Source organism: Jeotgalicoccus sp. FSL K6-3177 (genome assembly GCF_038050175.1).
Taxonomy (GTDB): domain Bacteria; phylum Bacillota; class Bacilli; order Staphylococcales; family Salinicoccaceae; genus Jeotgalicoccus; species Jeotgalicoccus nanhaiensis.
The window spans coordinates 2,331,841-2,357,931 of record NZ_JBBOSK010000001.1 but is presented as its reverse complement, the minus strand read 5'-3'; the positions used below and the strand labels follow the sequence as shown (position 1 = coordinate 2,357,931).

Below are 26,091 nucleotides of genomic sequence, written 5' to 3'. Positions count from 1 at the left end.
AGAAACTGGCGCCGAAAAGGGCACTTCTCGTTATGGTTTCAGGCAAAAAGAAAGCTTCCTGCCAGAAACATGACAAGAAGCTTTTTCTATAATAAGGTACGGCAAACTTCCCTCGGCGAGGGCGTGTTTAACCGCACTAATATTACATCGCGCTGTCCTTGTCAGTCTCTCTGGACTGATTTAAAGGCACCAGTATTTAATTAATGACTAGTATTACACATAATATTTTTAATGTCACGCTTTTCAAGTCAAAAAATTATCTTTCCCACACTCTGTGACCTTTAACGTTGTTTAAGAAACCGTCGAAATCCTGTTCTATATCAGTGATTCCCGGATCATTTTGAGAGAATGACAGAGAATCAAATATATTTACTGAATCAGTGCCGAAACCAATTGCTTTTTTGTGTTTATAAGCGATTTCCAGATTTTCAATTGCCGGAGCGGGCAGAGGTTTTTCACCGCTTATGACAATTAGTGAATCGAACAGTACTGAGTGTACGGTATCGAAGGTCGCATCCAGCGTAATATCACCGATGTGGTAGATTTTATCTGAAATAAAGGTCAGCTGAAGTCCCTGTTCCTCAAGTTTCTGCTTAGTTTCTTTCAATGTTGTCTCAGCAACATCAGGCATAATAATGACTCCCACTGTACGTGTATTCAGAGAGAAATTAGTGTTCGTCATGCTGAGTGCTGGTGAACTTTTTTCATAAGTTGATTCATTTACTTCATCAGGGAGTTCAGCACCCACCTTATCGGCGACATATTCTGTCAGGTCGCGGTCAATATGATTTATCAGTTCTGAAATGACTTGGTTTCTAATTTCCATATCACACTTGCCGAGTTCGAAGCTGAAAGCGTCGTACAAGTGCTGTTTCTCGTGTGTTGATAATGAATTTAAGAAAAGTTTTGCCTGGCTGAAGTGGTCTTTAAAACTGTCGCTTCGTGCCTGAACTTTTCTGCCTTCTACTTTTTCATGATAATGCTCGTAACCGCCGTCATCAGCGCTTGCCGGTTCCGGCTGATTATCATTCATCTGGTTAATATGATACGACGTCTGTCCTTTATGAATAGACATCTGTCCATAACCGTCACGCTGGTTATTTGAAAACGGACATAGAGGTCTGTTAATCGGCAGCTGATGGAAATTTGGACCGCCGAGACGGATTAACTGCGTATCTGTATAGGAGAACAATCTGCCCTGCAGAAGGGGATCATTAGTGAAATCAATTCCCGGAACTACACTGCCGGGATGGAATGCTACCTGTTCTGTTTCTGCGAAGACGTTGTCAACATTCTGGTTGAGCGTCATCTTACCAACTATCTGTACAGGTACATCTTCTTCCGGCCATAATTTTGTCGGATCCAGGATATCAAAATCCATTTTGAATTCATCTTCTTCAGGAATAATCTGAAGCCCGAGCTCGAATTCTGCCGGAATTCCTTTTTCAACATTTTCCCACATAGTCTGGCGGTTGAAGTCGATGTTTTTACCGTTGATTATTTGTGCTTCGTCCCAAAGTACTGAATGCATGCCGTCTTTTGGTTTCCAGTGGAATTTAACAAAATGGCTCTTGCCTTCTGCGTTTACTAGTCTGAAGGCATGCACACCAAAACCTTCCATCATATTAAAACTTCTTGGAATTGCACGGTCACTCATCAGCCACATAACCATATGGGCACTTTCAGTGTTCATTGATACATAATCCCAGAAAGTATTGTGGGCCGAAGCTGCTTGAGGCATTTCATTATGAGGTTCAGGTTTTACTGCGTGGACGAAGTCCGGGAACTTAATAGCATCCTGCATGAAGAAAACAGGCATATTGTTACCGACTAAATCATAATTGCCTTCCTCCGTATAAAACTTAGTGGCAAAACCGCGTACATCACGTGGAATATCCATTGAACCGCGGCTTCCGGCAACTGTGGAAAATCTGACAAAGACCGGTGTTTTTTTACCTGGTTCTGTAAGGAATTTTGCTTTTGTATATTTTTCTAAGGATTCGTAAACTTCGAATTCACCATGAAAAGCAAAACCGCGGGCATGTACGACACGTTCCGGGATTCTTTCATGGTCAAAATGAGTCATTTTTTCACGGAAATGAAAATCCTCCATTAAAGTCGGACCGCGTTCACCGGCTTTTAATGAAAATTCGTCTTCGCTCACAGGCAGACCCTGATTCGTCGTAAGCGGCGCCTTCTTAGTGTTATCAATTGTATCTCGCTGATTCAGTTCGTCTTTCTTTTTAGACATTAAAGATCCCCTCCTGAAAATTAAAATACATATTATAAATACCCGTCTTTAATGTAATTAACCAAATTATAAAAGGTAATTGGAGCAGTACTTAATTTAAATGCATAAAAATACAATTTGCATAATTTATATCTATGGTAGTATAGTAATATATTTTTAAATTTATAGAATATTCAGACGTTAAAAGGGGTGTTGTTTTATGGTCAAAGAATCGGATAAAAGAAAGCGGAAGAAGCGGGAGTTTCCAGATACATATGTCATTGTTTTTGCGGTGCTGTTAATGGCAGCAGCAGCAACATATATTGTGCCGGCCGGAGCGTTTGACAGGGAGGAAACAGATGGGGTTACAACTGTAATCTCGGGGACATTTGAGAATGTTGAATCTTCGCCGGCAGGCTTCATGGATATATTTATGTCAGTCCAGACAGGGATGGTTGAAAGTGCCGGATTGATATTTCTGGTATTGTTTGCCGGCGGGATGTTCGAAATTATCAACAAATCCGGTGCGATACATACAGGAATCTATTCAGCAATCGACACGATGAAAGGGAAGGAATTTCTGCTGATTGCAACGATAATAATTTTATTTGCTTTGGGAGGAGCAGTGGGAGCTCTCGCGAACTCGGTAATTCCTTTTGTTGCCATAGGAGTGCTGCTCGTTAAAGCATTGAAACTTGATGCACTCGTTGCAGTCGCAATTACATTTAACGCGGCATTTGTCGGTTTTTCTGCAGGTTTTCTTAATCCCTATACAGTGGGAATAGCCCATAATATATCAGAACTTCCGCTGTTTTCCGGCATGGTATTCAGGCTAATTGCTTTTGTCCTTCTGGTTGGTGTGACAATCTGGTATACGTGGCGTTACTGTAAGAAAATATTAAATGACCCGTCGAGAAGCCTAATCGGTATAGAGCAGGATGGAGAAAGTGAACTGAATTTTGACGAAAATTTTTCCGGCCGGCATAAGCTGATTTTAATTTGGACTGGTGCAGCTTTAATATTTTTCGTCTTTGCGGTAGTTAAATTTCAATGGACAACAGATCATATGGCAGCATTTTTTGTTATTATAGGACTGATAGCAGGCATAATAGCAGGAATGAATTACAATACAATAGCTATTACATTTTTAGAGGGCTGTAAAAACCTTGTATATGGTGCACTGATTATCGGACTGGCCAGAGCTGTGCTCGTAATCATGGAAAACGGTCAAATCCTAGACACACTCGTGAATGCATTATCTGAGCCTCTATCGGCCTTGCCGCCGGTAGCAACAGCAATCGGAATGTTTATCATGAACTCTGTATTTAATTTCTTTGTACCCTCCGGAAGCGGGCAGGCAGCAATTATGATGCCGATTCAAACACCGCTCGCGGACATGATAGGTATTACACGTCAGGTCAGTGTTCTCGCCTTTCAGTTCGGTGATGGTTTTTCAAATGTATTATATCCGACATCAGGTCCGCTCATGGCCAGTCTCGCTGTAGCAGGAGTTTCATGGATTAAATGGGCAAAGTGGTTTTTCCCGCTGTTTTTAATATGGACGGGAATAGCGTTTGTGCTTCTGACAGTCGCCGTGCTGATTAATCTCGGACCATTTTAAATGACAGGGTAAAAAAACGAAAGATAGTCGTAACGAAAAGATAAATACAAAGGCAGGTGACAGCACATGGATATATACAGCTATCGTAATGACAAACTGGAAGCATCACCGGAAGAAGTATTTGCAGTCATAAATGATGACAGGCAATTAAAAAATATATTCAGTATTCTTAAAGATATTCAATATAGTACAAAAGGAAAACGTGCTAAAGGAACTAAATTCAGAATAACGCTCGGCGTTAGAGAGAAGACTTACCGTTTCAGAAATGAGATCATCGAATACGCTGATAACAATAAGATTATAATGAAAACCAGGTTAAAACAGGGCGTTATAACAACGTTATTTAACGTGGAATCCAAAGGTGAATACTCTGAACTTACCGTGAAATCATCTATAGAAAGCAGCGTAGGTGTCAGAATGTTTGTACTGACAGCGAAACCTGTTGTTAAATCAGTGATGAATAAGGAAATGAAGAAATTTGAAGAAGCAGTAATCAGTGAAAATTAAATAAAGTTAATTTATTTGGGAAAGCTTCCTGCCGAATTTAGACAGGAAGCTTTTAAATATGAATATTTTACTGTAATTAAGGAATATACGAAGTACAATAGAAGAACCGCTTAGTACCGTGAAAGCATTTAAATAAGATAAAGCAGAGGAATTTTAAGATGAAGAAAAAATCAAAAAATAAACCAAATACACCGCGTCATGAAGAGTGGACAGTAAAGGAACAGACTGAAGTCCTCGAATTTCTATTCAAAGTCATGCCGTCAAAAAGCCGTAACGCTGTAAAAGGTATTTTAAAGCGCGGCCAGATTGTGGTGAATGATAAACCGACTACTCAGTTTGACGATATCCTGAAGCCGGGAGATCTTGTGCAGATACGCACGCGTGTGGCTTCAGGTGTAAAATTAAAAGGTATGAAAGTACTTCATGAAGATGATGCTGTCATTGTTATCGACAAAGACAGCGGTCTTTTATCGATGGGCTCAAAGAAAGAAAAACAGATGACTGCTTACAGGCAGCTGATGGAATATGTTCAAAGTATTCATCCGAATAATCGTGTATTTATTGTACACAGACTGGACAGGGATACCTCAGGAGTTATGATATTTGCGCGCAGTAAAATGATTCAGCAGCGCCTGCAAAAAGCATGGACTGAAACAGTGCAGGAACGTTCATATATTGCACTTGTTGAAGGAACTGTAAAAAAAGACGGCACCATCACTTCCTGGCTGACAGAAGATAAGACATATATGATGCATTCGAGTCCGAAACCGAATCACGGGCAAAAAGCAATTACACATTATAAAATGTTGAAAACAAACCGCAAATTTTCATTATTAAAAGTAAACCTCGATACAGGCAGAAAGAATCAGATTCGCGTGCATATGCAGGACCTCGGCCATCCGATCGTCGGCGATAAAAAATACGGTTCTGCTATGAATACCATTAGCCGTCTGGGACTGCATGCGAATGCGATTAAATTTAAACATCCGGAGAGCGGCAAGATTATGAGATTTGAATCGGAGGTACCTGCATCGTTTACAAGAGGGTTTAAGTAGAAAGCGGAGGAAACCATGCAAATTTTCAGAGTACATGAAAATCATAAAATCAGTGCACAGTTTCTCGATAACCGGCGTTTATCTAAGCAGGTGCTTGAGATGTATCAGATTATCAGAGTATGTCTTGGTGAAATGAAAATTATTGAAACGAACACCCGCTATCTTTCTCATCCAATTGTAAAGTCAATTTATAATGAAGGTCACCCTTATCTAATTGATGCATATAAGTTTCTTACAATACTTGATGAAGAACATCAGCGGCGGGGCGGAAAGCGGTCGATTGAATTCAAAAAAGATTTGGAAATGCTCGGTGAGACAGTTAAAGAACATAAATCTCAATTTAAGTCTGATAAAATTCCTCCCTTCTTCGTTTATGGAGATGAAAAGTTAGAGGGTGAAGCAGTTTACGAGCATTATAAAAAATTATTATTTGCTAAGTGGCAAAAAGATAAAATCCCCCCTCGCTGCAATATAAAGTGAAATCAGATGGAAACTTTTTAAGTTTCCATCTGATTTCTGTAAAGAAGTGCTGCTGAACAGGTTTATTAGGAAAAAAACAGGGAAATATTTTTGTAAATATACACTGGTTGAAGATATAAAACGCATTCATACTTTTGTACCGTTTTAATTTAAAACTATCCATGTTAGCATTATTAGTTGTCCAATGCATTTAATGCACTGAAGTAATATCCATCCCCTTTGTCGTGCGGATTTATCTTTATTCGCAGAAAGCGCAGGTTTGACGAAAGTTTAAACCCTGTTACAATCATCTTTCAATTTTCTTTTTTTAGTGGAGATGTTCAGACATTTACCATCTTTTTTCTCACAAAAAAGCAGTGTGTTTTACAATTTTCAGTCGTCTGCAATATGGAGTCTGCTCTATATTTGTTTGAGTATGTCTTTGTACAGGACGTCAAAACTAAATCAGGAGGCTATTTCATGAAAAACAGAAGATCATCCGTTACTTCCGTCTTCTATATTTCACTTGTTATCGCATTTATATTTATTTTATGGGGTGCAATATTCCCCTCCAATGTCGAGTCGGTCTTAGGTGCTATTAACGATTTCATTTCTAATAGACTGGGCTGGGTATACATGCTCGCGATGACCGGTTTTGTTATTTTTGCACTTTATCTGGTTATCAGTCCTTACGGGAAAATCCGTTTAGGTAAGCAGGATGAGAAAGCGCAGTACAGTTATTTCACCTGGTTTTCATTCCTGTTCACAGCAGGTATGGGTGTCGGGCTTGTGTTCTACGGTGTCAACGAACCGCTGACACACTTCCATAATCCGCCAATTACAGAAGGCGGTACAGCTGCAGCGCAGCAGGAAGCACTTCAATTTACCTTGTTCCACTGGGGACTTCACCCGTGGGCAGTATACGCAGTAGTGGGGCTGGCTCTTGCGTACTTTAACTTCAGACATAATGCACCGCTCTTAATGAGCTCAGCGCTGTCACCATTAATCGGTGACAGATCAAAAGGCTGGATGGGTACCACAGTTGATGTAATTGCTGTATTCGGAACAATTTTTGGTATTGCAACTTCACTTGGTCTCGGTGCCACGCAGATTACAGCTGGGCTCAGCTACAGCTTCGATGCGATAGAAAATAACTTAATAACACAGATGATTGTCGTTATTATTATTACTATTGCCTTTATTGCATCGGCCGCAACAGGAGTTAACAAAGGTATCCGCTACTTAAGTATGGGGAACGTGGTCATTGCGATTGCCTTAATGGTGTTCGTATTTGTATTTGGTTCTACAGTATTAATGATCGAATCGTTTATGACAAATACAGGTAACTACTTGCAAAACTTAATCAGCATGACCTTTAATATGAACTCATTTGTTGGTGAAAGAGGATTTCTGAATGATTGGACACTGTTCTACTGGGCATGGTGGATCGGCTGGGCTGCTTTCGTCGGCAGCTTCATCGCACGTGTTTCACGAGGCAGAACTATCCGTGAATTCATCATTGGTGTAATGGGTGTTCCGGTATTATTCAGTGCAATCTGGTTCGCAATCTTTGGTGTTGCAGGTATTGAATCCGACAACCTGCTTGGCGGAGGAATATACAGCCTGATAGAAACGCAGGGGAACGAAGTTGCATTATTCGCCTTCCTTGAAAATTACCCGGCAGCACCGCTGATTATGGGTATTGCGATCTTACTGATTGCATCATTCTTCGTCACATCAGCAGACAGCGGTACTTTCGTACTGAGTATGCTGACAACAGGCGGTTCACTAAATCCGCCGCTGAAAGTTAAATTAGTATGGGGCGGTATTCTGGCTGGTACAGCAATGGTGCTGTTACTGTCAGGCGGACTTAGCGCGCTTGAAATGGCCATGCTTATTGCCGCCTTCCCGTTCACCTTTATAGTTATTATGCTTGCAATCTCGCTGTATAAAGCATTACGCAGCGAATACGGCATAATCAAGCTCGAAAAACAGCAGCTTGTTTATGAAGCGGGCTACAGAGAAGAAACTCAAAAAGAACTGGAAGAGAAACGGGAAGCATTTGAAGAAACACTTCCGGATGAACAGCCGCCGGAAATAGAAGCACAGAGCAAAGAAGATAATTAAACTAATTTTAATAAGTGGATGTCCGTTGCTGGACATCCGCTTATTTTTTATGATTACACAACCGGTAAAACGGGCAACTATAAGTATATAAATTTGCAGGAGGTCATATTTTGAGAAAAGCAGCAGATATTGAAATTACGTCTCTAAAATATGCAGACGATGGTATGATACCGAATAATGCAAGCTGTCCGTTGCTGCATTATAAAAATGTGATAGAAGAGCATGACGATACAGAAAAGATATTAAGTGCTAACAACTGGCGGGGTATATGGCAGGGCGGAGTGGCCCCTTACCATCATTATCACGGTATAACTCATGAAGTAATCGTTATAGACAGCGGTACTGCGACACTTCATCTCGGCGGTGAGGAAGGAACAAAAGTTAATGTGCGAGCGGGAGATGCTGTGATTATACCAGCGGGATTTGGTCATAAAAATATCGAGAGCAGCCCGGACTTTTCTGTCTTTGGTGCATACCCTGACGGAAAAGAATACGATTTCTGCTACGGTAAAAAAGAAGAGCGGGAAGAAAAACTGAAGAATATAAGAAAGGTCCCTATGCCTGATAAAGATCCTGTATTTGGCATTGACGGTCCTCTGTTTAAGTATTGGCAAGACGTATAAATTGTTCGGATTTAACAAGGAGTGTAATGACATGGGAATATTTGATTTCTTGAAACAAGATAACGACAAGAATGAAGCTGAACAGCCGCCGCAGGAGCCTTATACTGAATTGTCCACTGGTCTGGATGACTTTCAAAATCCGACATGGCCTCAGGTGGAAAGGGCAGTAAAAGATATAGTGGAAGAAGAAGACAGTTTTGCTACATTATCATTCAACAATTACGACCTTGAAGTAGATGTCATCCAGTGTATTAAAATAGAAGAAGGTTATACTTTCGAAGCACTGCCGGCGAGGGATTCCAAGGAACATGGATTAATTTATCACCTCGATGGACTCAGTTATGAGGACATTTTAAAACGGTTTAAAGAATTTTATGAGACTCAAAAAGTAACGGGATATAAAGAATTTTCTAAAGATAAATTTTAAAAAAGACAAAAGCAGAAATCTGCTTTTGTCTTTTTTGATGAAATTAAACAATACCCTGTATTCTTAAAATGATTTCAGCAATAATCGCTGAGCCTAAGTAAGTTCCTAATAAAACAAGCATACCGATAATAATAGTTTTCCAGCCCATCTTTGCAAAATCAGCCCAGGAGTTGCCGATAGAAATGCCTGCATAGGCAAGAATTGGAGTGGTTAGAGCAAGGAGGTTAACTTCAGCTGTCCACTCTGCTATTTTTTCTGCTCCGGGGACACCGGGAATAGTTAAAATAAAAGCCAGCAAGCCGATATAAGCAATGGCGGGCAGCCTTTTAAAAGGAAGCACTTCATGAATAATCATGCCGATTAGTACAATAACCATCAAACTGATAATACCGGGCAGGGCAGCAAGCGGCATTACTTCATAGCCGATAAAGTTACCGAGCAATGTCATTGCAGCAACAATGGTTAATGTTAGAGTCCAATCTATTAATTTTTCTAACATCATCTCACCCTCTTCTCTTAGATTTTAATTTAGTTACCCAGCTGTAATATTTTTCGGCCAGCGGTAAACCGATGAATATGCTCATATATAAACCGGTTACCGAGGTGAGAAGGTTGCTTGCTCCTGAATAAGCTGTAATCAGTTCGCTTTGTTCAGGATACATTGCGACAAGAGGTCCAAGAGAAGCTGCGGTCATGCTTCCGCTGCCTATTCCTGTTGCCATAGCAAAAGACAAAGGACTGATTGGCAAAATTGATGCAAACAGTCCGGACGTCACACCGAGAAATATTGCCCCAAAAATTGTTCCGAAAATATACATGGATACGACGCCTCGGCCTTCAGGAGAAGAAATACCGTATTTCTCAGATATTAATGCAAGATTTGCCTCTCTCCCGATAGAGTGGGTCATACCTATAGTTTCACGTTTTAAGCCCAGCATTATCGCAATGGGAAGGGCAACTAAAATTGTTGCCAGATTTCCAAACTCCTGAAAGATTAATGCAGGGCCGGCTTTAATTAATTCCGGCAAAGCGGGACCGGCCTGAACTCCAAATTTAGCAATCAGCAATGTGACTGACATGAACACTAAGGACTCAGCTTTTCTGGATTGTACTTTATTAATGAGCGGAGTAAAGAAAGCTGCAAGTCCGATAATCACTGCATAGAGCATAGGAAGCAGCAGGATTGCTCCGGCACCGACAGGTATTTCATGTGTCCCGATCAGTTCTGTAAGAATGACAATGACGAGAACTACCAGGTGCAGCCGCCAGTCTTTCCATAAATGTGTCGAAGTATTATCCATAAGTTTCTCCCTTGTGATTACTTATTTTTTGACATATATTCCATTGTTGATTTTGCCAGTATTTTCGCGGCAATCACCAATGATTTTTCATCAATATCAAACTTAGGATGATGATGAGGATACGGATTTTTTGTACCTTCAGGCTGTGCACCGGTAAAGAAATAAGTCCCTTTTACTTCCTGCAGATAGTAAGAGTAATCCTCGCCTCCCATAATCGGTTCAGTTTCTTTTATCTCCTGAACTTCCGGCACAGTTTCGGCAACTTCCATAACAAATTCAGTTTCTTCTTTATGATTAATTAAAACGGGGTAGCCGCGGTCATATTTAAATTCAAAATCAGCTCCGCTTAAATGACAGGTGCCTTCGATGACACGCTGCATTTCCTGTTCCATGAGTTCTCTCGTTTCTTCATTCAGAGTTCTAACAGTCCCTTTAATCTTAGCGGTATTTGCAATGACATTATACGGACCGATTGCCTCAAATGAACATACTGATAAAACAGCTGACTGAAGCGGGTTCACACGTCGGCTGACAATCTGCTGGAAATTATCGACGAGCTGTGAAGCAATTAAAATGCTGTCTTTTGTATCCTGAGGCATAGCGCCGTGTCCACCTTTGCCGAAAATAGTGACTTCGAAAGAGTCTGAAGATGCCTGCAGCTCGTCCGTTCTGTAATTAATCTCATATAAGGGCATTTGTGCCTGTAAGTGAGTGCCGAAAATAACATCTACACCATGAAGTGCACCATCTTCAATCATCGGTTTCGCACCGCCGGGCGGTAATTCTTCAGCATGCTGATGAATAAATACGACGGTGCCGTGGAGCTCGTCTTTATGTTTATTTAAAGCTTTGGCTACGCCAAGTAAAGTCGCTGTGTGACCATCGTGGCCGCAAGCGTGCATTACACCGTCGTTGACTGATTGAAATTCCAGATTTGTCTCCTCGTGAATCGGCAGAGCATCAAAATCTGCACGGAGTGCAACTGTCGGGCCTTCATGATCTCCTTTTAAATATGCGAGCACACCATTGCCGCCGACCCCTGTTTTAACTTCATGACCTAACTGCTCATGAAATTCAGCGATATACTTTGGTGTTTCGACTTCCTCAAATGACAATTCCGGATGCTTATGTAAATGTCTCCGTATTGAAATGATTTCTTCGTTCAGGTTATCTAATGTTGTAAATAAGTTATCCATTTTCCCATCTCCTTAGATTATTTAAAGCTTGGATAATGCAAAATTATAAGCTTAAATAATTATCAAGTCAAAATAATCTGAAAAAAATGATAAAAAAAAGACGCAGAATTTCTGCGTCTGTCTAAATAATCATTCTCTAGTTGGAGTTTCATCCAGGCCTTCTGTCAGTTTAATTTCAGCCTGTTCACTGCCGATAATATACCGGATGATGAACTGGGCAGCCAGTGTAATATGATTATCAGAATAAGGAAGTGTTTTTGCATGTTCCAGCAGTTTATCGTACAGCTCATTAATCGTAAATTGTTTCATGAGTAACATATTGCGGTACTTTTCAATCGTATAGTTATCAATATTAAAAAAAGAATTCTGTCCTGTACGGTTTTCAAGCTGCTGATATCTCTGGATGGACTGCAGAACAATCAGCATCGTAAACTGATTTAAATGGTACAGGCTCTTTTCAAGATCGTTCAGCTCACTGCTGTAGTAGTCGGCGAGCAAGTGATGACATTTAACCGCCTCATATTTGTTCGGTTTGTTGAGGTTCTCTGCAATTTTTTCTTCATGCAGTGCAATGATGATTTCAGAAGGAGTCATGTCCGGATGGTTCAGGTAGTAACTGTATGCTTCGTCAATGGTGACCGGTCCGTGAAGGTTGATATAATTTATGAACACAGTGTCATGCAGGAAGGTTTCGAAAGAATTATGAACAACATATACAGGGGTTAGCTTGAGTCCGGTTAAATCGATAAACTTCTGATGCTGTTTAACTCGTTCAATCAAATCATTTTTATTTCCTGAGACTTTAATGCCCGACTTTTTGAGTAAATCTTTTATAATGGGAACTGTGAACTTGGTTAAAGTAACGGAGAGATCCTGTGATTGATCAATGGCACCTGAATTAAGCAGAGAAGCAAGAAGCTCTGCCGGTTTTCTGTTATATTCAGTTAACCAGAAATCATGCTGAAGAGCTTCTTCTTCGGTTTTCCCATCTGCATAATGTAAAAACAGTACTTCAACCGCATCTAACTGCATTTGTCACACTCTCCTTGCGAACGTACGTTTGTTTTTAATTATAAATGAATCATTGAGACAAGTCAGTTAATAACTACTCCTAAGAGGTGAAGGATTATGGCAGGACATAAAATTTATAAAATGAGTTTCAGCAATGTATACCCGCATTATCTTGTGAAAGCGGAGCGTAAAAACAGAACAAAAGAAGAAGTGGACGAGATAATCCGATGGCTGACAGGATATTCACAAGAAGAACTTAAAGCGCAGATAGATAAAGAAGTGAATTTCGAAGAATTCTTTGACCAGGCGCCTGCAATGAATCCGGCGAGACGTGAAGTGAAAGGTGTCATTTGCGGTGTGAGAGTAGAGGAAATTGAAGAACCGCTGATGCAGGAAATCCGCTATATGGATAAAATGATTGATGAGCTGGCTAAGGGCAAGAAAATGGAAAAAATATTACGCTGAAACAATTAGTTTGAGGTCATTAAAGTCATATGTTATATTATAAAGCGTAATAATTACGATTTATCTATAAGGAGGGCTGTAATGGCCAAAAAATCAAAAGTTGTCAAAGAATTAAAGCGTCAGGAAATGGTAGAACGATACAAGAATCTTAGAGCGGAAATGAAGGCTAATGGTGATTATGAAGGTTTAAGAAAATTACCGAGAGACTCATCTCCGACGAGATTAACGAATAGATGCCAATTAACCGGACGTCCGAGAGGTGTCATCAGAGATTTTGGACTATCACGTATTAAGTTCAGAGAGCTGGCGCACAAAGGACAGATACCGGGCGTGAAAAAAGCGAGCTGGTAAATAATTTCTGAAATTCACGGACTGGATTAATCCAGTCCGTGAATTTTTTATTATTGATTTACCCCAATTGATAAATCGGCGGAGTGTGATATTCTTGAAATGTAATTTTAAAGAAGGGGATGTATTAACTATGACAGTTTCAAAAATAGCAATACTTGGAGCCGGTAATGGCGGCATTACTGCAGCAGCGGATTTATCTCAAAGGGGATTTGAAGTAGCGCTTTTTGAAAATGAATTATTCGCAAGCAACCTTGAAAAAATTGATGAAAATGGCGGTATTTTTCTTCAGGAAAAAGGAGAAGAGAACTTTATTGAAGTTCACCAGGTAACAACGGATATCAAAGAAGCAGTAAAAGATGCTGATGTGATTATGCTGACTGTACCGGGATTTGCGATAGAAAGTATGGCAGAAATGCTGGCCCCTGCTGTTAAAGAGGAACAGGTCATATTCTTAAATGGGGCCGGAGCGATGGGAGCACTCAGGTTTGTAAATAAAGCAAGGTCGCTCGGCATAGAGAAAAACTTTAAAATTGGGGAAACAAATTCTCTTGCATATGGAACCCGCGCATTTCCTGAAGAAGCTAAAGTGGAGCTCGGTCTCAGGGTGAAAAAATTATTTTTTGCAGCATATCCAGCTGAGGATACAGAAGAACTGCTTGAAATATGCCGTGAGCTTTACCAGTGTCTGGTACCTGCAGAGAATGTGCTGCATTCAACGATGGAAAATGGCAACCCTGAAGTCCATCCCGGACCGTCCTTGCTCAATGCAGGACGCATAGACTATTCGAATGGAGAGTTTTACTTATATAAAGAAGGCATTACGAAACATACAGTCAGATTGCTGCGAGGAATTGAAGCAGAACGAATAGCAATCGGCAAAGCTTTTGGTTTTGAACTGGAAGATGCAATTACGAGCAGATATAACAGAGGGTATTTCGAGACAAGTGAAGGTACACTTCAGGAACTGTTCAACAAGAGCGAAGTCTACGGTGCAATTAAAGGACCGACAGAAGTAGACTCCAGATACTTTACAGAAGATATTTCCGATGGTCTTGTACTCTGGTCTGAGCTTGGTGAAACAGCAGGTATTGCGACACCGAATATCGATGCGGTCATTACCATCGGCGGAACTATTCTGGAACGTGATTTTTACTCAGAAGGATTGACTTTATCCAAGCTGGGGCTAACAGAGGTATCTGTGCAGGAATTACTGAGAAAATTGTAGATCTTGAATAAAACAAAAGGGGAAATTTTATGAAGAGAGCACCGACACTTTTTGAAGCTGCATCTTGTTTCTTATTTTTGGCAGTTATTATTGGGGTGGGTTTCGGCTATTATGATATACCTATTCAGCCTTTGCTTTTATTATCAGCAGCATATGCGGCTTTTATCGCTTACAGGGTAGGCTTAACATGGGAAGATATGGAGAAAGGTATAGCAACCCGTTTAAACACAGCTATGCCGGCAATATTTATTATTTTTGCTGTAGGAGTTATCGTTGGTACATGGATTTACTCTGGCACTGTTCCAATGCTTATCTATTACGGTTTATTAATTATAGATCCGACTTATTTTCTTGTTACAGCCTTTGTAATTACTGCCGTAGTATCAGTTGCCACAGGAACTGCCTGGGGTTCATCAGCTACAGCAGGTGTCGCGCTGATGGGAATTGCAATTGAAATGAACGTTCCTTTAGGAATTGCAGCAGGCGCCATAATTTCCGGTGCTATTTTTGGAGATAAACTGTCACCTCTTTCGGATACGACGAATCTTTCAGCTTTAGTTGCTGAAGTCGATTTATATGACCACATAAAACATATGCTGTGGACGACGATTCCATCCTCGCTCGCGGGTCTGATTGTCTGGTTTATAGTCGGCATGAATCTGGATACAGGTACTGCGAGCTCCGATAATGTAATGGGCTTGACTTCAGAGCTGAGTGCGATATTTAACTGGAATATTTTTATGCTGCTGCCCTTTGTCATTATATTGTGGGGTGCTTTTTCAAGAAAACCTATTGTACCGGTTATGCTGTTATCGTCTGTTGCTGCAGTCTTTATAGGAATGTTCTCCAACGGCTTTTCTTTTGTAGACGGCTTCACAGCGATGGCTAACGGATTCTCAGTAGATATGGTAAATCCAAACAGTGAATTCTCTGAGACAGTATCATCATTATTAAACCGCGGCGGGATATTCTCTATGGTAACCATTGTAGTTACGATATTTTGCGGCTATGCCTTTGCAGGAATTGTAGAAGCAGCAGGATGTCTGGACCGGATCCTTGAATCATTTACAAGGTGGGTTCAATCATCATGGCAGATTGTAGGCTCTACAATTTTAGGCAGTATTCTGATTGTCTTTACAGCGGGTGTCGCTTCCATATCTATTATTATGATGGGAGTCCTGATGAAAGATGTCTATAAGAAGAACGGAATGGACGGATTAAACTTGTCGAGAACCCTGGAAGACTCAGGAACGATGATATTAGGATTTGTTCCATGGGGTGTTTCCGCAATTTACTATCTGGAAGTATTAGGCGTTGGAGTTGGCGACTATTGGATGTGGGCAATTCCATGCTACCTGTGTATTGTATTTGCGATGATCTATGCGGCAACAGGTATCGGCATAAAGAAATTGAAGGAAGCTGAAGGATAAATAAAAGACTGCGCTATTATATTATAGCGCAGTCTTTTTAAGATATTTTTTCACACAGAGTGAAAAAATATTGCATTATTAAATGATTGGTATTAGAATTGTCGTAAGAATCAAACTATTTAAGGGGGATTATTTTCATATGGCAATTGAAACTTTGAAGTCACGTGTGCAGGAATTTTTAGATGGGGATAAAGGGTTGTACATTAACGGAAGTTATGTTCCAGCGGGCAGCGGAAAAACTTTCGATGTATTGAATCCTGCAACAGAGGAAGTAATTGCTCAAGTATCAGAAGCAGATGAAAAAGATATAGACACAGCTGTAAAAGCTGCACGTAAAGCTTTCGATAATGGCGAATGGACGAAAATGGAAGCGGCAGAGCGTGCACATATTATTTACAAATTTGCAGACTTATTGGAAGAGCATCGTGAAGAATTGGCCCAGCTCGAAGCGCTCGATAATGGGAAACCATATATGCAGGCGCTTGAAGATGATGTTGATGGAACAATACAGCATTTCAGATATTATTCAGGGTGGGCAACAAAAATATCAGGACAGACGACAAATGTCTTAAACGGATATTTAACGTACACAGTCCACGAACCGGTTGGCGTGGTCGGACAGATTATTCCATGGAATTATCCGCTGGCGATGGCAGGATGGAAGCTCGGAGCTGCTCTCGCAGCAGGATGCACAATTGTAATTAAACCTGCTTCGGAGACTCCATTATCATTATTATATGCAGCTAAACTGTTTAAGGAAGCAGGATTCCCAGATGGTGTAGTCAATGTTGTACCCGGTTCAGGGAGTGTAGCGGGTAATGCACTTGTCACACATAAACAAGTCGATAAAGTTGCCTTTACAGGATCTACTAAAACAGGCAGTTCTATTATGAAAAATGCTGCAGAAGATATTAAAAGCACTACTCTAGAGCTTGGCGGCAAATCACCGGCAGTTGTTCTTGAAGATGCAGATCTCGATACAGCACTGGATGGAATTTTTGATGGAACGATGTATAACTCAGGTCAAAACTGCAGTGCGACGACGCGTATCTTTGTTCAGCGTAAAATTTACGATAATGTATTAAAAGCACTGAAAGAAAAGGCTGAAAAAGCAGTCGTCGGTCCAGGATTGGATAATGCTACGGAATATGGTCCGCTAGTTTCTGAAAAGCAGTTAAATACTGTGCTGGGACATATCAAAAAAGGTAAAGAAGAAGGAGCGAGACTGCTTGTTGGAGGATCGCGCAAAGGTGACAAAGGATATTTTGTAGAACCGACAATTTTTGCGGATGTAGAAGACGATATGACAATCGCAAGAGAGGAAATTTTTGGCCCGGTAATGTCTGTATTCGTGTTTGATGAAGTCGAAGAAGTAATCAAACGCGCTAATGACAGCGAATATGGTTTAGCAGCAAGTGTCTGGACAGAGAGTATTAAAAAAGGACATCATATTGCGAGTAAACTGCAAGCCGGAACCGTATGGGTCAATGACTTTGGCCTGGAACTGGAAACAATGCCGTTTGGCGGTTATAAAAAATCTGGCATCGGCAGAGAAATGGGTGGAGAATACGGCATTTCCAATTACGTTGAAGTGAAAAGTGTATTTGTAAATCATAAAGTAGATTAGCATATGGCGAGAGGAAAGAATGATGATATGAATGATTCATTTGGCAGCGAACTGAGAAAGGTTAGAAAAAGTAAAAAGATGACACTTCAGGAGTTGAGTGACCGAAGCGGTTTGTCAATCAGCTTTTTATCACAAATTGAAAGAAGTTTGCGAACGCTCACTTTCACTTCTTTAAATAAAATAGCAGATGCACTGGAAGTGGACGTAAACTTTTTCTTCGGCAGCAATAATTCGAATGTGAAAAAACAAGCAGGTCAAAATAGTATCGGTGAAAAAACCTTCTCTTACACGAGTCTCTCTGGTGATATGGCACATCCTGATTTTATACCAGCTGTGATTGAGTTAAAAGCAAGTGAGACGCAGCAAGTTCCATACCGTCATGCGGGCCAGGAATTTGTTTATGTGCTCTCAGGTCAGCTGAAAGTCGAATTGGATGGCAAAAAAGAAACTCTTTGTGCAAACGAATCAATTCATATCGATTCTTCGATAGCGCATCATTGGTATAACGATACTGATGAAGTAACAAAGATTTTGTTAGTATCTTCATCAAAAAATTAACTATATAAGCATTCTTTTAATTAATATTTTAAGAATGCTTATTATATAAATATAAATTTCACACACAGTAAAAAAGGAGATAATAATAATGACTAAAACATTTGAAGGAGCATTTCCAGTTTTAATCACACCGATGAACGAGGATTATTCAGTAAATTTTGAAGGTATGAAAGAAAATGTGCAGTATTATTTAGATCTTAAAGTGCCGGGAATTATTATAGTTGGAAGTACAGGAGAATTTGCATCACTCGATGATGAAGAGAAAGAGCAAATTGTTGAGCTCGTTGGTGAAATGGTAAAAGATTCAGAAACTCAGCTTCTGGTAGGTATCTCAGATGAGAGAACCAGCAAAGTACTGGAGTATGCAAAAGTTGCCGAGGCAAATCATGCAGATGGATTATTATTAATTAACTCATATTATCAAACACCGACAGAAGAAGAAGCATTTGAGCAATTTAAAGATGTTAATGATGCAGTCAGTTTGCCGATCATGATGTACAATAATCCATTCACAGCAAACGTGAATTTGGAAAATGAAACAATTTATAAAATCGATAAAGAGCTGGATAAAGTGCAGTATATTAAAGAGTCCAGCGGGGATATCCGCAAAGTTCGAGCGATTATTAATAATACAAACTTTGTATTTTTCTGCGGTTCAGATGATCTTGCATATGAATCTTTCGTTCTGGGAGCTACAGGCTGGGTATCTGTGGCGGCAAACATAGCACCGAATAGTGCGCAGAAATTATATGAACATGTGAAAACAGGTGAGTATGAAGCGGCGAGAAAGTTAAACAAAGATCTGCTGCCACTTTGTGAGTTTCTTGAAGACTCCGGAAAATACGTTCAGATTGTTAAAAAAGCAATGGATTTAAAAGGATTAAACGGAGGACCTTCACGTAAACCGAGATTAGGGTTAACGGAAGATGAAGTAAATCAACTGAAATCTCTCATGGAGAAACTGGATTAAATTTAAGAAGGTATAAAATCTTTAAGATTTTATACCTTCTTTTTATTTAGAATGAAATTTGTTTGAGTAACTGATTTTTATATTTATTGACGGTACGCCTGGAAATAGAAATTCCCTGCTCTTTTAATATAGTTGAAATTTTATTGTCAGACATTTTCTCGAAACCTGACAAGTTTTTTATAAAATGCATTACATAACTGACTGAAGCATTTTTAGAACATTTTTTTGACAGTAACGATTTTACAGGGAAGATACCTCTTGGAGTTGAGACAAATTTGTTATGCAGCAATCTGCTGATTGTCGCTGGACTGAGCGAAGTATAGTCTGACAGCATGTTTTGATCTAAAGTATTTAGAAAAGAAGTATTTCCAAGCAGATAATCATTCTGGACGTTCACAATAATCGTCAGTATATCCGCTAAGTAAACCTTCCGCGCATTTAATATGGATACGAGTTCTTCATAGTCTTTTTTGTAACTTTCAATTTTGTGCTTAAATTTTTGTCTGCCTGTATCCAGACTAATCGCTTCAAAGGTCACGGAATCTATTAAGCAGTCATTAATCTGGATGCTGAAGGTATTATTTTCATCTAATGTAATTGCTGCATCCGGTGATGTATATGATGAATTTTCTCCGCTAAGTGGAAATAACTCGCAAGAGTCTTTAATCAGTTCTACATAGGATAAAAACTCTGTCTTTTTAACATCAATAGATTTTAGAAATGAGTAATCGTGCTTTTGAATATCTTCTAAATGGGATGTGAAAATCGAAAATAAATTTTCATTATATACTTGTTTTAACTTTAATTGAAAGACTAAAAAACTGGTAATATCCTTACAGCCTATTCCTCTGTTGTCGTAATTTTGGAGCAGAATAATTAATTGTTCAACTATATCTTTTTTTGTCCTCATTAACAGAGCTATCTCATTTGTATCCGCTTCCAAAAAACCGTTGGAATTTAAGGAGTATATTAAATAATTCATAATTAATTGGTTTCTTCCGGAAAGAGTGCAATTAAAGTACTGAAAAAGTTCTGACAAGATATCATCCGGCTGATTTTTCTGTTTATAAGATAATACAGACAGAGGGATAGAATCTTCATCGATATAGATTAATGGATTGTCACGACATTTGTTCATAATATAGTTGTTTAGTTCTTCATTATTATACTTAAATAAGTTAATAGAATTATATAAAAAACTGTTTAAAGTAATATGCAGGTCGTCGGCTATAATGTTTTCAAGTTTAATCATTATATTCATCCTCTAATATTTTGCTTAAAACTATATTAACACAAGCCAAAAATGAAATTATAGTTATAAAGAAATTATTGTATTGTTTACATAGTGTAAAATTAGAGATAAAAAAGTTCACTCCGTTAGGAATGAACTGTGTTTTTATGTTCCTGCCATATAGCTTCCAGTTTCTCGCGGCCGGATAATAAGTCTTTATGAAATTTTACTTTTGCATTCTTTCTTTCATCATCAATGTGCCTTAAAGTGTCTGATAGTCCACCCCTATATCCTAATATATTAAAAGAGGCTGCCCTTCCTTGAAGCATAGCGACTTTAGCATTTTCAATTCCCGTAACATTGCCTGCTACATACAAATTTGGGAGTTCTGTTCGCATCGTTCTACTGTGCAGCGGCACGTAACCTCCGAGAGCTTCTGAGTACACGTGTTTTAAGTTCAGTAAAGAGCCAATTTCACTGAGTGGGGCAAGTCCGTCTGAAATACATACGAAGTCACAATCAATATTGTATGTACTATTTGGAATTGGTCTGCCTTCAGCATCAGTTTTTTGTATTGTAACGGATTCAACATTTTTAGAGCCGTTAATAGACAGGACTTGTTCTTTAATTGAAATAGGCAAACCTAATGCTTTTACGCCGGATGCGGGGAACATTTTTAAAGCAGTTTGATGCAGAGGTTTCGCTTTACCGGCAAGTACCGTACCGGCAGAAATTAATTTCGACGGGGCGGAACTGCCTAAAGAGAGCAGCGTTTCAAAGGCATCTTTAGGTGATTTTGTGTTTATAATATTGCGCTGCGGCATACAAATCTTGGCAACTTCAATATCAGCGTAACCAAACTCCATTGCAATAACCATAGATAAAGGATTAATGCCGATAATGACACCTTTATTGCCGGGTTTTACACGATTGAAGTTCGTGAGTATCTGCGCAGCACCAACTGTCATCACACCGGGCAGATCCCAGCCCGGCAAGGGATTCGACTTTTCTCTGGCACCAGTTGCGATGATTAAATTAACACTGTCGAATACACCTGCAGTTGTATGTACAGTATAATGTTTGTCATGCTCAACATCGTAAACCGAAGTATTGATGAGTATTTCGCTTTTCTTTTCAACTGCAGAAATTAATTCTTTGGCGATCCTCAGCCCGTTCCACCATTTTCCTTTCTCTTCTTCGTACAGCTGACCGAGCAGTCGTCCACCGGCATGGTAATATTCGTCAATTACCAGCACTTTTTGATCATCTTGAAGTATCTGGGCTGCAGATAAGCCTGCAGGGCCGGCGCCGATAATAATGGTATCAAACATAAGGGCTTCCCTCCTTGACAACGTAAGGTACTTCCATCTGCTGTTCTATGGCCATGTCTTTTAATAAAGGTGTCAGACAGGCTCTCTGATTTTTCTTGCCGTTTACAATAACCCGGCACTCTGAGCAGTGCCCGATATTGCAGTACATCCCGCGCGGCTGACTGTCTTTTTCATGTTCACGCAACTTACGGATATCATTTGCCAGAAGAGCAGCAGTAATGCTTTCCCCCTCATTACCGTACAGAACAGTATTGTTCCATGTGAACGGCACTGTGTTTAACTCTAAATCTTCTAAAAGTTTATGTTTAATAATTCTTTCAGTCATCATTATTCCCCCTTGCGAGATCCAGTAATGAAATTGTACGTATCGGTGGCTGTGATTTTAAATGAACGTAGTGGGGTAATTCATTGCTGTTGTCCCCTGTCATCGCTTCGAGAAGGGGTCCGCATGTCCGGGAGTTGCAAAAACCCATGCCTGCACGTGATTTTAATTTAAGTTCTCTGGAATTATTAGCACCGTCTTCCATAATTTCCAGTAAATCTGAGTAATACACGTTTTCACATCTGCATACTACAAAGTCATCCTCTTTTCTCATACTTAAGCACCTCTTTTTACTATATAAAAGTTATAAGAAAAAAACGTGCCATTATCTTTTACAAACCAAATTTCTTAACTTTGGCGTAGAGAGTGGGTCTGCTTATTCCAAGAACTTCACTGGATTGTTCAATATTATTATTATTATCTTCTAGAATATATTTAATATAGTCTGCTTCGACTTTCTCGATATAATCGCGCAGTGCGATTGCTTCATCATTAATTAGGTTTTTCGGGACGGTATTTTTCTCACCGACTTCATTTAAATATTGATAAAAAACCTCATTATTTAATGTTTCTTCATTGGAAAAAATTACAAGGCGTTCTATTACATTCATCAGTTCCCTGACATTGCCCGGCCAGCGGTATGCTTTCAGTTCATTTATCAGCTGTTTATTCGCGTATCTGACGGACATCCCGTATTTTTCACTTATATTGTATAAATAATAGTAAAATAATGCTTCTATATCTTCTGGACGCTCACACAGGGGCGGAATATGGATGTTGACTACATTAACTCTGTACAGCAAATCTGATCTGAACTCCTCAGAAGATAAGAGGTCTGATATTTTTTTGTTCGTTGCTGAAATCAAACGGAAATTAGTATTCATTTCTTTATTTCCGCCAAGTTTAAAATACTGTCTTTCCTGTAAAACTCTTAAAAATTTAACCTGCATATCAATAGGCATTTCGCCGATTTCATCAAGAAATAATGTACCATTTTCAGCCGATTCGATTTTACCCCTATTGCCGGCTCTGTTCGCTCCGGTGAAAGCCCCTTTTTCATACCCAAATAACTCTGATTCAAATAAGTGATGTGGTATTGCTCCGCAGTTAATCGGAACCAAATCGCCTTTTGCTTTGCTCGAACTGTGGACAGCCTGAGCAAACAGCTCCTTTCCGACGCCGGTTTCTCCGGTGATCAAGATGTTAGCATTTGTTTTCGCAGCCATCTCAATCTGGTTTTTCACACGTTCCATAACAGGACTCCTGTAAATGATATTCTTAAATTCGGAATTGTTGAGCTGCTGTACGCTGTCAGACAGAGAACTTACCTTATTTTTCAGCATTTCAATCTGTTCTTCCCGTTTAATCTTTTCTGTTACATCTACCTCTGATACAATCGCACCTTCTACTTTGCCATCTATATAAATAGGTATTGATTTTATATCAACATAAACATTTTCTGTCGCCCTGTGCTGTTGTCTTTGAATCACTTTATTTTCGCGCAGAGATTTAATCATAATCAGTTTATCTTCAGAAAAGATATCAGTAATTTTTTTACCGAGGACATAATCCTTAGGCATACCGAAGATTTTCGCAGCTCTGTCACTCCAGTAAATTACATTCTCTTCTTTATCAATGATTGTGAAAGAATCATTATGAAAATTAATTAAAATATTTATAATTTCTTTTTCCAACATATTTTCATCCCCTTACCTGTTAGATTATTCATAATAATTATATAGTTCTTTACAATTTTAAACAAAATTAATGATATTTCGCATTTTGATAATTGGCATACTTTTTTCTTATATATTAACAATGAGACGAGGTGGACTAATGAATAATAAAATTTACGATGTATTAATTATCGGTGGAGGTATCATCGGTGCAAGTGTCGCGTATTACACAGCTAAAACAGGATTGTCAGTCGCACTGTTGGAAAGTAAAACAGTTGCTTCGGGAACAAGTTCCAAATGCGATGGGAATGTTCTTCTTATTGATAAAGAACCAGGTTTTGACAGCAGGATGGCTATTAAAAGCCAGGACTTGATTAAAGAATTATCTGTTGAACTTGAAATGGAATTTGAATTCAGACACCCCGGCAGTATATTTCTTTGTGCTGATGAAGACGAATTAGAGCAGGGATACGATTGGGTTGATCGTCATAATAAAGAGAACGGGAAGGATAAGTTTTTTAAAAAGCTGACTAAAGAAGACTTGAGAAATGATTCGAAGCATTTCTCAGATCATTTGGTTGGAGGAATAGAATGCACTAACGACTCTACAATCAATCCTTACATGCTCGCATTTTCCTTAATTAATCAAGCGAGAAAGTATAATTTTTCATTATTTGAAATGACTCCGGTAACGGATATTCAATCTGTAAATCATGAAGAGTTTAAAGTGATGTCTAATGAAAAAGTGTTTAAAGCCCATAAAGTAATTAATGCTGCAGGGGTTTACTCTCCTCACGTAGGAAAACTTTTGGATATCGAGGTGCCTGTGTTGCCGAGAAAGGGACATATTTTAGTATCGTCGAGAGCAGAATTAATGGGTTCACGTAAAATACAGGAATTTGGTTATTTAATGACTAAATTCGGTAAGGAAAGACGGGCATCAAAAGAAATGAATGATTACGGTGTCGCACTGGTTCATGAAGCGACTCAGAGCCAGAATTTTTTAATAGGAAGCAGCAGGGAGTTCGCCGGCTACGACACTAATGTTAACCATAAAGTAATCAGACTGATTGCTGAACGGGCCATTGAATATTTTCCGGCGATGAAAGATATGAGTTTTATACGCAGCTACGCAGGGTTAAGGCCATGGACTCCCGATAGTCTTCCCATCATTTCCGAAACAAAAGTTCCAGGATTTTATATTGCAGCCGGTCATGAAGGGGACGGTATTGGTTTATCAGCAATTACCGGCTTGTGGATGTCGCAGATGATGACAGGTAAATTGGCGGATGACATCAGTCCGTTAAGTATTAATCGGTTTAAGGAGGCTAAAGTATGAATTTAAACAGTAAGCAGTTTATAACTATTGATACCCATACTGGCGGGAACCCGACGCGTACAGTTTTAGCGGGGATGCCGCGTCTGAAAGGAGACACTATACAGGAGCAGATGCTTGATATGAAAGATAACTATGATTATATCCGAAAATTTCTCGTTAATCCGCCTCGCGGTCATGATGTTATGAGTGGAACGATATTACTTCCTCCATTGAATAAACGCGCAGACTTCAGCGTTATTTTTGTAGAAACAGGCGGTTATTTGCCGATGTGCGGTCACGACACAATCGGTACATGCACAGCTCTCGTAGAGCTGGGCTATGTTGAGAGAAAAGAGCCGTTTACTGAAGTAGTGCTCGACACCCCTGCAGGTATAGTAGAAGCAAATTGCAAAGTGACTAACGGGAAAGTCACTGAGGTGACATTCAATAGCACCGCATCATTCCATTTAAAAACAGTAGAGGTAAATTATCGTAACCAAGTTATACACTGCGATATTGCATATGGAGGAAATTTTTACGGCATTATTAAAGCTTCTGATTTAGACGTGGCATTAGATGTTTCCCGTTCAGAAGAAATAGTTATGAAAGCAATGGAAGTGAGAGATATTATAAATGCTGAACATGAAGTGATACATCCGGAATACAGCTTTATTAATAAATTGACTCATATGGAATTATATGAGGAAGGAAAGGTCACCAGGAATGCTGTGATTGTGCCTCCAGGCGGCATTGACCGGTCACCTTGCGGTACAGGTACATGTGCAAAAGTGGCAACGCTGTTTAAAAACGGCAGGATGAATATTAATGATACTTTTACCCACGAAAGCATTACAGGTTCTCAGTTTAAAGCCCAGCTGCTCAAAACAGAAGAAAAAGAAGGGATTATTTACAATAAAGTTTCAATCACTGGATCAGCATGGCTGATGGCGAGACATGATTTCTATATGCATGACACTGACTCAATGAGTGAAGGATACTTATTGATTCCTGAAATATAAGGGGGACAGGA

Annotated in this window: 26 protein-coding genes; 16 read left to right on the top strand and 10 right to left on the bottom strand. The window is 39.5% G+C overall.

Annotated elements, in window-relative coordinates; translation table 11 throughout:
• Positions 1-256: 256 nt before the first annotated feature.
• The gene (locus MHH58_RS12065; protein ID WP_341346020.1) at positions 257-2,251 is read right to left on the bottom strand and encodes a catalase; all 1,995 of its coding nucleotides are present in this window, start codon (positions 2,249-2,251) and stop codon (positions 257-259) included.
• Between the two features lie 199 nt (positions 2,252-2,450).
• On the opposite strand from MHH58_RS12065, the gene MHH58_RS12060 reads away from it, so the two are divergent.
• The 7 genes from MHH58_RS12060 to MHH58_RS12030 all read left to right on the top strand — a co-directional run bounded on the left by MHH58_RS12060 (position 2,451) and on the right by MHH58_RS12030 (position 9,049).
• Positions 2,451-3,851, top strand: a complete 1,401-nt coding sequence (locus MHH58_RS12060; protein WP_135097233.1) for a YfcC family protein — start codon at positions 2,451-2,453, stop codon at positions 3,849-3,851.
• Between the two features lie 66 nt (positions 3,852-3,917).
• Complete coding sequence (locus MHH58_RS12055; protein ID WP_135097231.1) at positions 3,918-4,358, top strand: SRPBCC family protein; 441 nt, start codon at positions 3,918-3,920, stop codon at positions 4,356-4,358.
• 158 nt (positions 4,359-4,516) lie between these two features.
• Positions 4,517-5,413 carry an RluA family pseudouridine synthase gene (locus MHH58_RS12050; protein WP_341346019.1) on the top strand — a complete coding sequence of 299 codons (897 nt, stop codon included), beginning with the start codon at positions 4,517-4,519 and terminating at the stop codon, positions 5,411-5,413.
• Between the two features lie 15 nt (positions 5,414-5,428).
• Complete coding sequence (locus MHH58_RS12045; protein WP_341346018.1) at positions 5,429-5,893, top strand: pyrimidine dimer DNA glycosylase/endonuclease V; 465 nt, start codon at positions 5,429-5,431, stop codon at positions 5,891-5,893.
• Between the two features lie 459 nt (positions 5,894-6,352).
• Positions 6,353-7,999, top strand: a complete 1,647-nt coding sequence (locus MHH58_RS12040) for a BCCT family transporter (protein WP_135097225.1) — start codon at positions 6,353-6,355, stop codon at positions 7,997-7,999.
• 110 nt (positions 8,000-8,109) lie between these two features.
• Entirely contained in the window at positions 8,110-8,622 is a 513-nt protein-coding gene (locus MHH58_RS12035) for a cupin domain-containing protein (protein WP_341346017.1), read from the top strand.
• A 31-nt stretch (positions 8,623-8,653) separates the two neighbouring features.
• On the top strand, positions 8,654-9,049 hold the full coding sequence (locus MHH58_RS12030) for a hypothetical protein (RefSeq protein ID WP_341346016.1): 396 nt from the start codon (positions 8,654-8,656) through the stop codon (positions 9,047-9,049).
• Positions 9,050-9,092: 43 nt separating this feature from the next.
• Here the strand turns inward: MHH58_RS12030 and MHH58_RS12025 are convergent, their stop codons facing one another.
• From MHH58_RS12025 to MHH58_RS12010, 4 genes are all read right to left on the bottom strand, one after another.
• Entirely contained in the window at positions 9,093-9,548 is a 456-nt protein-coding gene (locus MHH58_RS12025) for a hypothetical protein (RefSeq protein ID WP_135097219.1), read from the bottom strand.
• Positions 9,549-9,552: 4 nt separating this feature from the next.
• Positions 9,553-10,350 carry a DUF3100 domain-containing protein gene (locus MHH58_RS12020; RefSeq protein WP_341346015.1) on the bottom strand — a complete coding sequence of 266 codons (798 nt, stop codon included), beginning with the start codon at positions 10,348-10,350 and terminating at the stop codon, positions 9,553-9,555.
• A 17-nt stretch (positions 10,351-10,367) separates the two neighbouring features.
• Positions 10,368-11,546 (bottom strand): M20 family metallopeptidase, encoded by a 1,179-nt coding sequence (locus MHH58_RS12015; protein WP_341346014.1) that lies wholly within the window; start codon positions 11,544-11,546, stop codon positions 10,368-10,370.
• Between the two features lie 129 nt (positions 11,547-11,675).
• Positions 11,676-12,578, bottom strand: a complete 903-nt coding sequence (locus tag MHH58_RS12010) for an SAP domain-containing protein (RefSeq protein ID WP_341346013.1) — start codon at positions 12,576-12,578, stop codon at positions 11,676-11,678.
• 96 nt (positions 12,579-12,674) lie between these two features.
• Here MHH58_RS12010 and MHH58_RS12005 point away from each other — a divergent pair, with 96 nt between their 5' ends.
• The 7 genes from MHH58_RS12005 to MHH58_RS11975 all read left to right on the top strand — a co-directional run bounded on the left by MHH58_RS12005 (position 12,675) and on the right by MHH58_RS11975 (position 19,183).
• Positions 12,675-13,022 carry a DUF2200 domain-containing protein gene (locus tag MHH58_RS12005; RefSeq protein ID WP_341346012.1) on the top strand — a complete coding sequence of 116 codons (348 nt, stop codon included), beginning with the start codon at positions 12,675-12,677 and terminating at the stop codon, positions 13,020-13,022.
• Positions 13,023-13,103: 81 nt separating this feature from the next.
• Positions 13,104-13,373: a 30S ribosomal protein S14 gene (gene rpsN, locus MHH58_RS12000; protein WP_115885630.1), complete on the top strand. Its 270-nt coding sequence runs from the start codon at positions 13,104-13,106 to the stop codon at positions 13,371-13,373.
• A 94-nt stretch (positions 13,374-13,467) separates the two neighbouring features.
• Positions 13,468-14,598 (top strand): NAD/NADP octopine/nopaline dehydrogenase family protein, encoded by a 1,131-nt coding sequence (locus MHH58_RS11995; protein WP_341346011.1) that lies wholly within the window; start codon positions 13,468-13,470, stop codon positions 14,596-14,598.
• Positions 14,599-14,627: 29 nt separating this feature from the next.
• Entirely contained in the window at positions 14,628-16,028 is a 1,401-nt protein-coding gene (gene nhaC / locus MHH58_RS11990; RefSeq protein WP_341346010.1) for a Na+/H+ antiporter NhaC, read from the top strand.
• A gap of 139 nt (positions 16,029-16,167) precedes the next feature.
• A complete protein-coding gene (locus tag MHH58_RS11985) occupies positions 16,168-17,655 on the top strand; it encodes an aldehyde dehydrogenase family protein (protein WP_341346009.1) in 1,488 nt (495 codons plus the stop codon).
• 27 nt (positions 17,656-17,682) lie between these two features.
• Positions 17,683-18,213, top strand: coding sequence for a helix-turn-helix domain-containing protein (locus MHH58_RS11980; protein ID WP_341346008.1), 531 nt, complete (start codon positions 17,683-17,685; stop codon positions 18,211-18,213).
• Positions 18,214-18,301: 88 nt separating this feature from the next.
• Positions 18,302-19,183 (top strand): dihydrodipicolinate synthase family protein, encoded by an 882-nt coding sequence (locus MHH58_RS11975; protein WP_341346007.1) that lies wholly within the window; start codon positions 18,302-18,304, stop codon positions 19,181-19,183.
• A 46-nt stretch (positions 19,184-19,229) separates the two neighbouring features.
• Here the strand turns inward: MHH58_RS11975 and MHH58_RS11970 are convergent, their stop codons facing one another.
• The 5 genes from MHH58_RS11970 to MHH58_RS11950 all read right to left on the bottom strand — a co-directional run bounded on the left by MHH58_RS11970 (position 19,230) and on the right by MHH58_RS11950 (position 23,764).
• The gene (locus MHH58_RS11970; protein ID WP_341346006.1) at positions 19,230-20,435 is read right to left on the bottom strand and encodes an RNA polymerase factor sigma-54; all 1,206 of its coding nucleotides are present in this window, start codon (positions 20,433-20,435) and stop codon (positions 19,230-19,232) included.
• Positions 20,436-20,560: 125 nt separating this feature from the next.
• On the bottom strand, positions 20,561-21,745 hold the full coding sequence (locus MHH58_RS11965) for an NAD(P)/FAD-dependent oxidoreductase (protein WP_341346005.1): 1,185 nt from the start codon (positions 21,743-21,745) through the stop codon (positions 20,561-20,563).
• Positions 21,738-22,073: a (2Fe-2S)-binding protein gene (locus MHH58_RS11960; protein WP_341346004.1), complete on the bottom strand. Its 336-nt coding sequence runs from the start codon at positions 22,071-22,073 to the stop codon at positions 21,738-21,740. The genes MHH58_RS11965 and MHH58_RS11960 overlap by 8 nt, the downstream gene beginning before the upstream one ends.
• The gene (locus tag MHH58_RS11955; RefSeq protein ID WP_341346003.1) at positions 22,063-22,341 is read right to left on the bottom strand and encodes a (2Fe-2S)-binding protein; all 279 of its coding nucleotides are present in this window, start codon (positions 22,339-22,341) and stop codon (positions 22,063-22,065) included. The genes MHH58_RS11960 and MHH58_RS11955 overlap by 11 nt, the downstream gene beginning before the upstream one ends.
• Positions 22,342-22,399: 58 nt before the next feature.
• The gene (locus tag MHH58_RS11950; protein ID WP_341346002.1) at positions 22,400-23,764 is read right to left on the bottom strand and encodes a sigma-54 interaction domain-containing protein; all 1,365 of its coding nucleotides are present in this window, start codon (positions 23,762-23,764) and stop codon (positions 22,400-22,402) included.
• Positions 23,765-23,903: 139 nt separating this feature from the next.
• Between MHH58_RS11950 and MHH58_RS11945 the strand changes: the two genes are divergently transcribed.
• Both MHH58_RS11945 and MHH58_RS11940 read left to right on the top strand, forming a co-directional pair.
• On the top strand, positions 23,904-25,082 hold the full coding sequence (locus tag MHH58_RS11945) for an NAD(P)/FAD-dependent oxidoreductase (RefSeq protein WP_341346001.1): 1,179 nt from the start codon (positions 23,904-23,906) through the stop codon (positions 25,080-25,082).
• Entirely contained in the window at positions 25,079-26,080 is a 1,002-nt protein-coding gene (locus MHH58_RS11940; protein ID WP_341346000.1) for a proline racemase family protein, read from the top strand. The genes MHH58_RS11945 and MHH58_RS11940 overlap by 4 nt, the downstream gene beginning before the upstream one ends.
• Positions 26,081-26,091 lie beyond the last annotated feature (11 nt).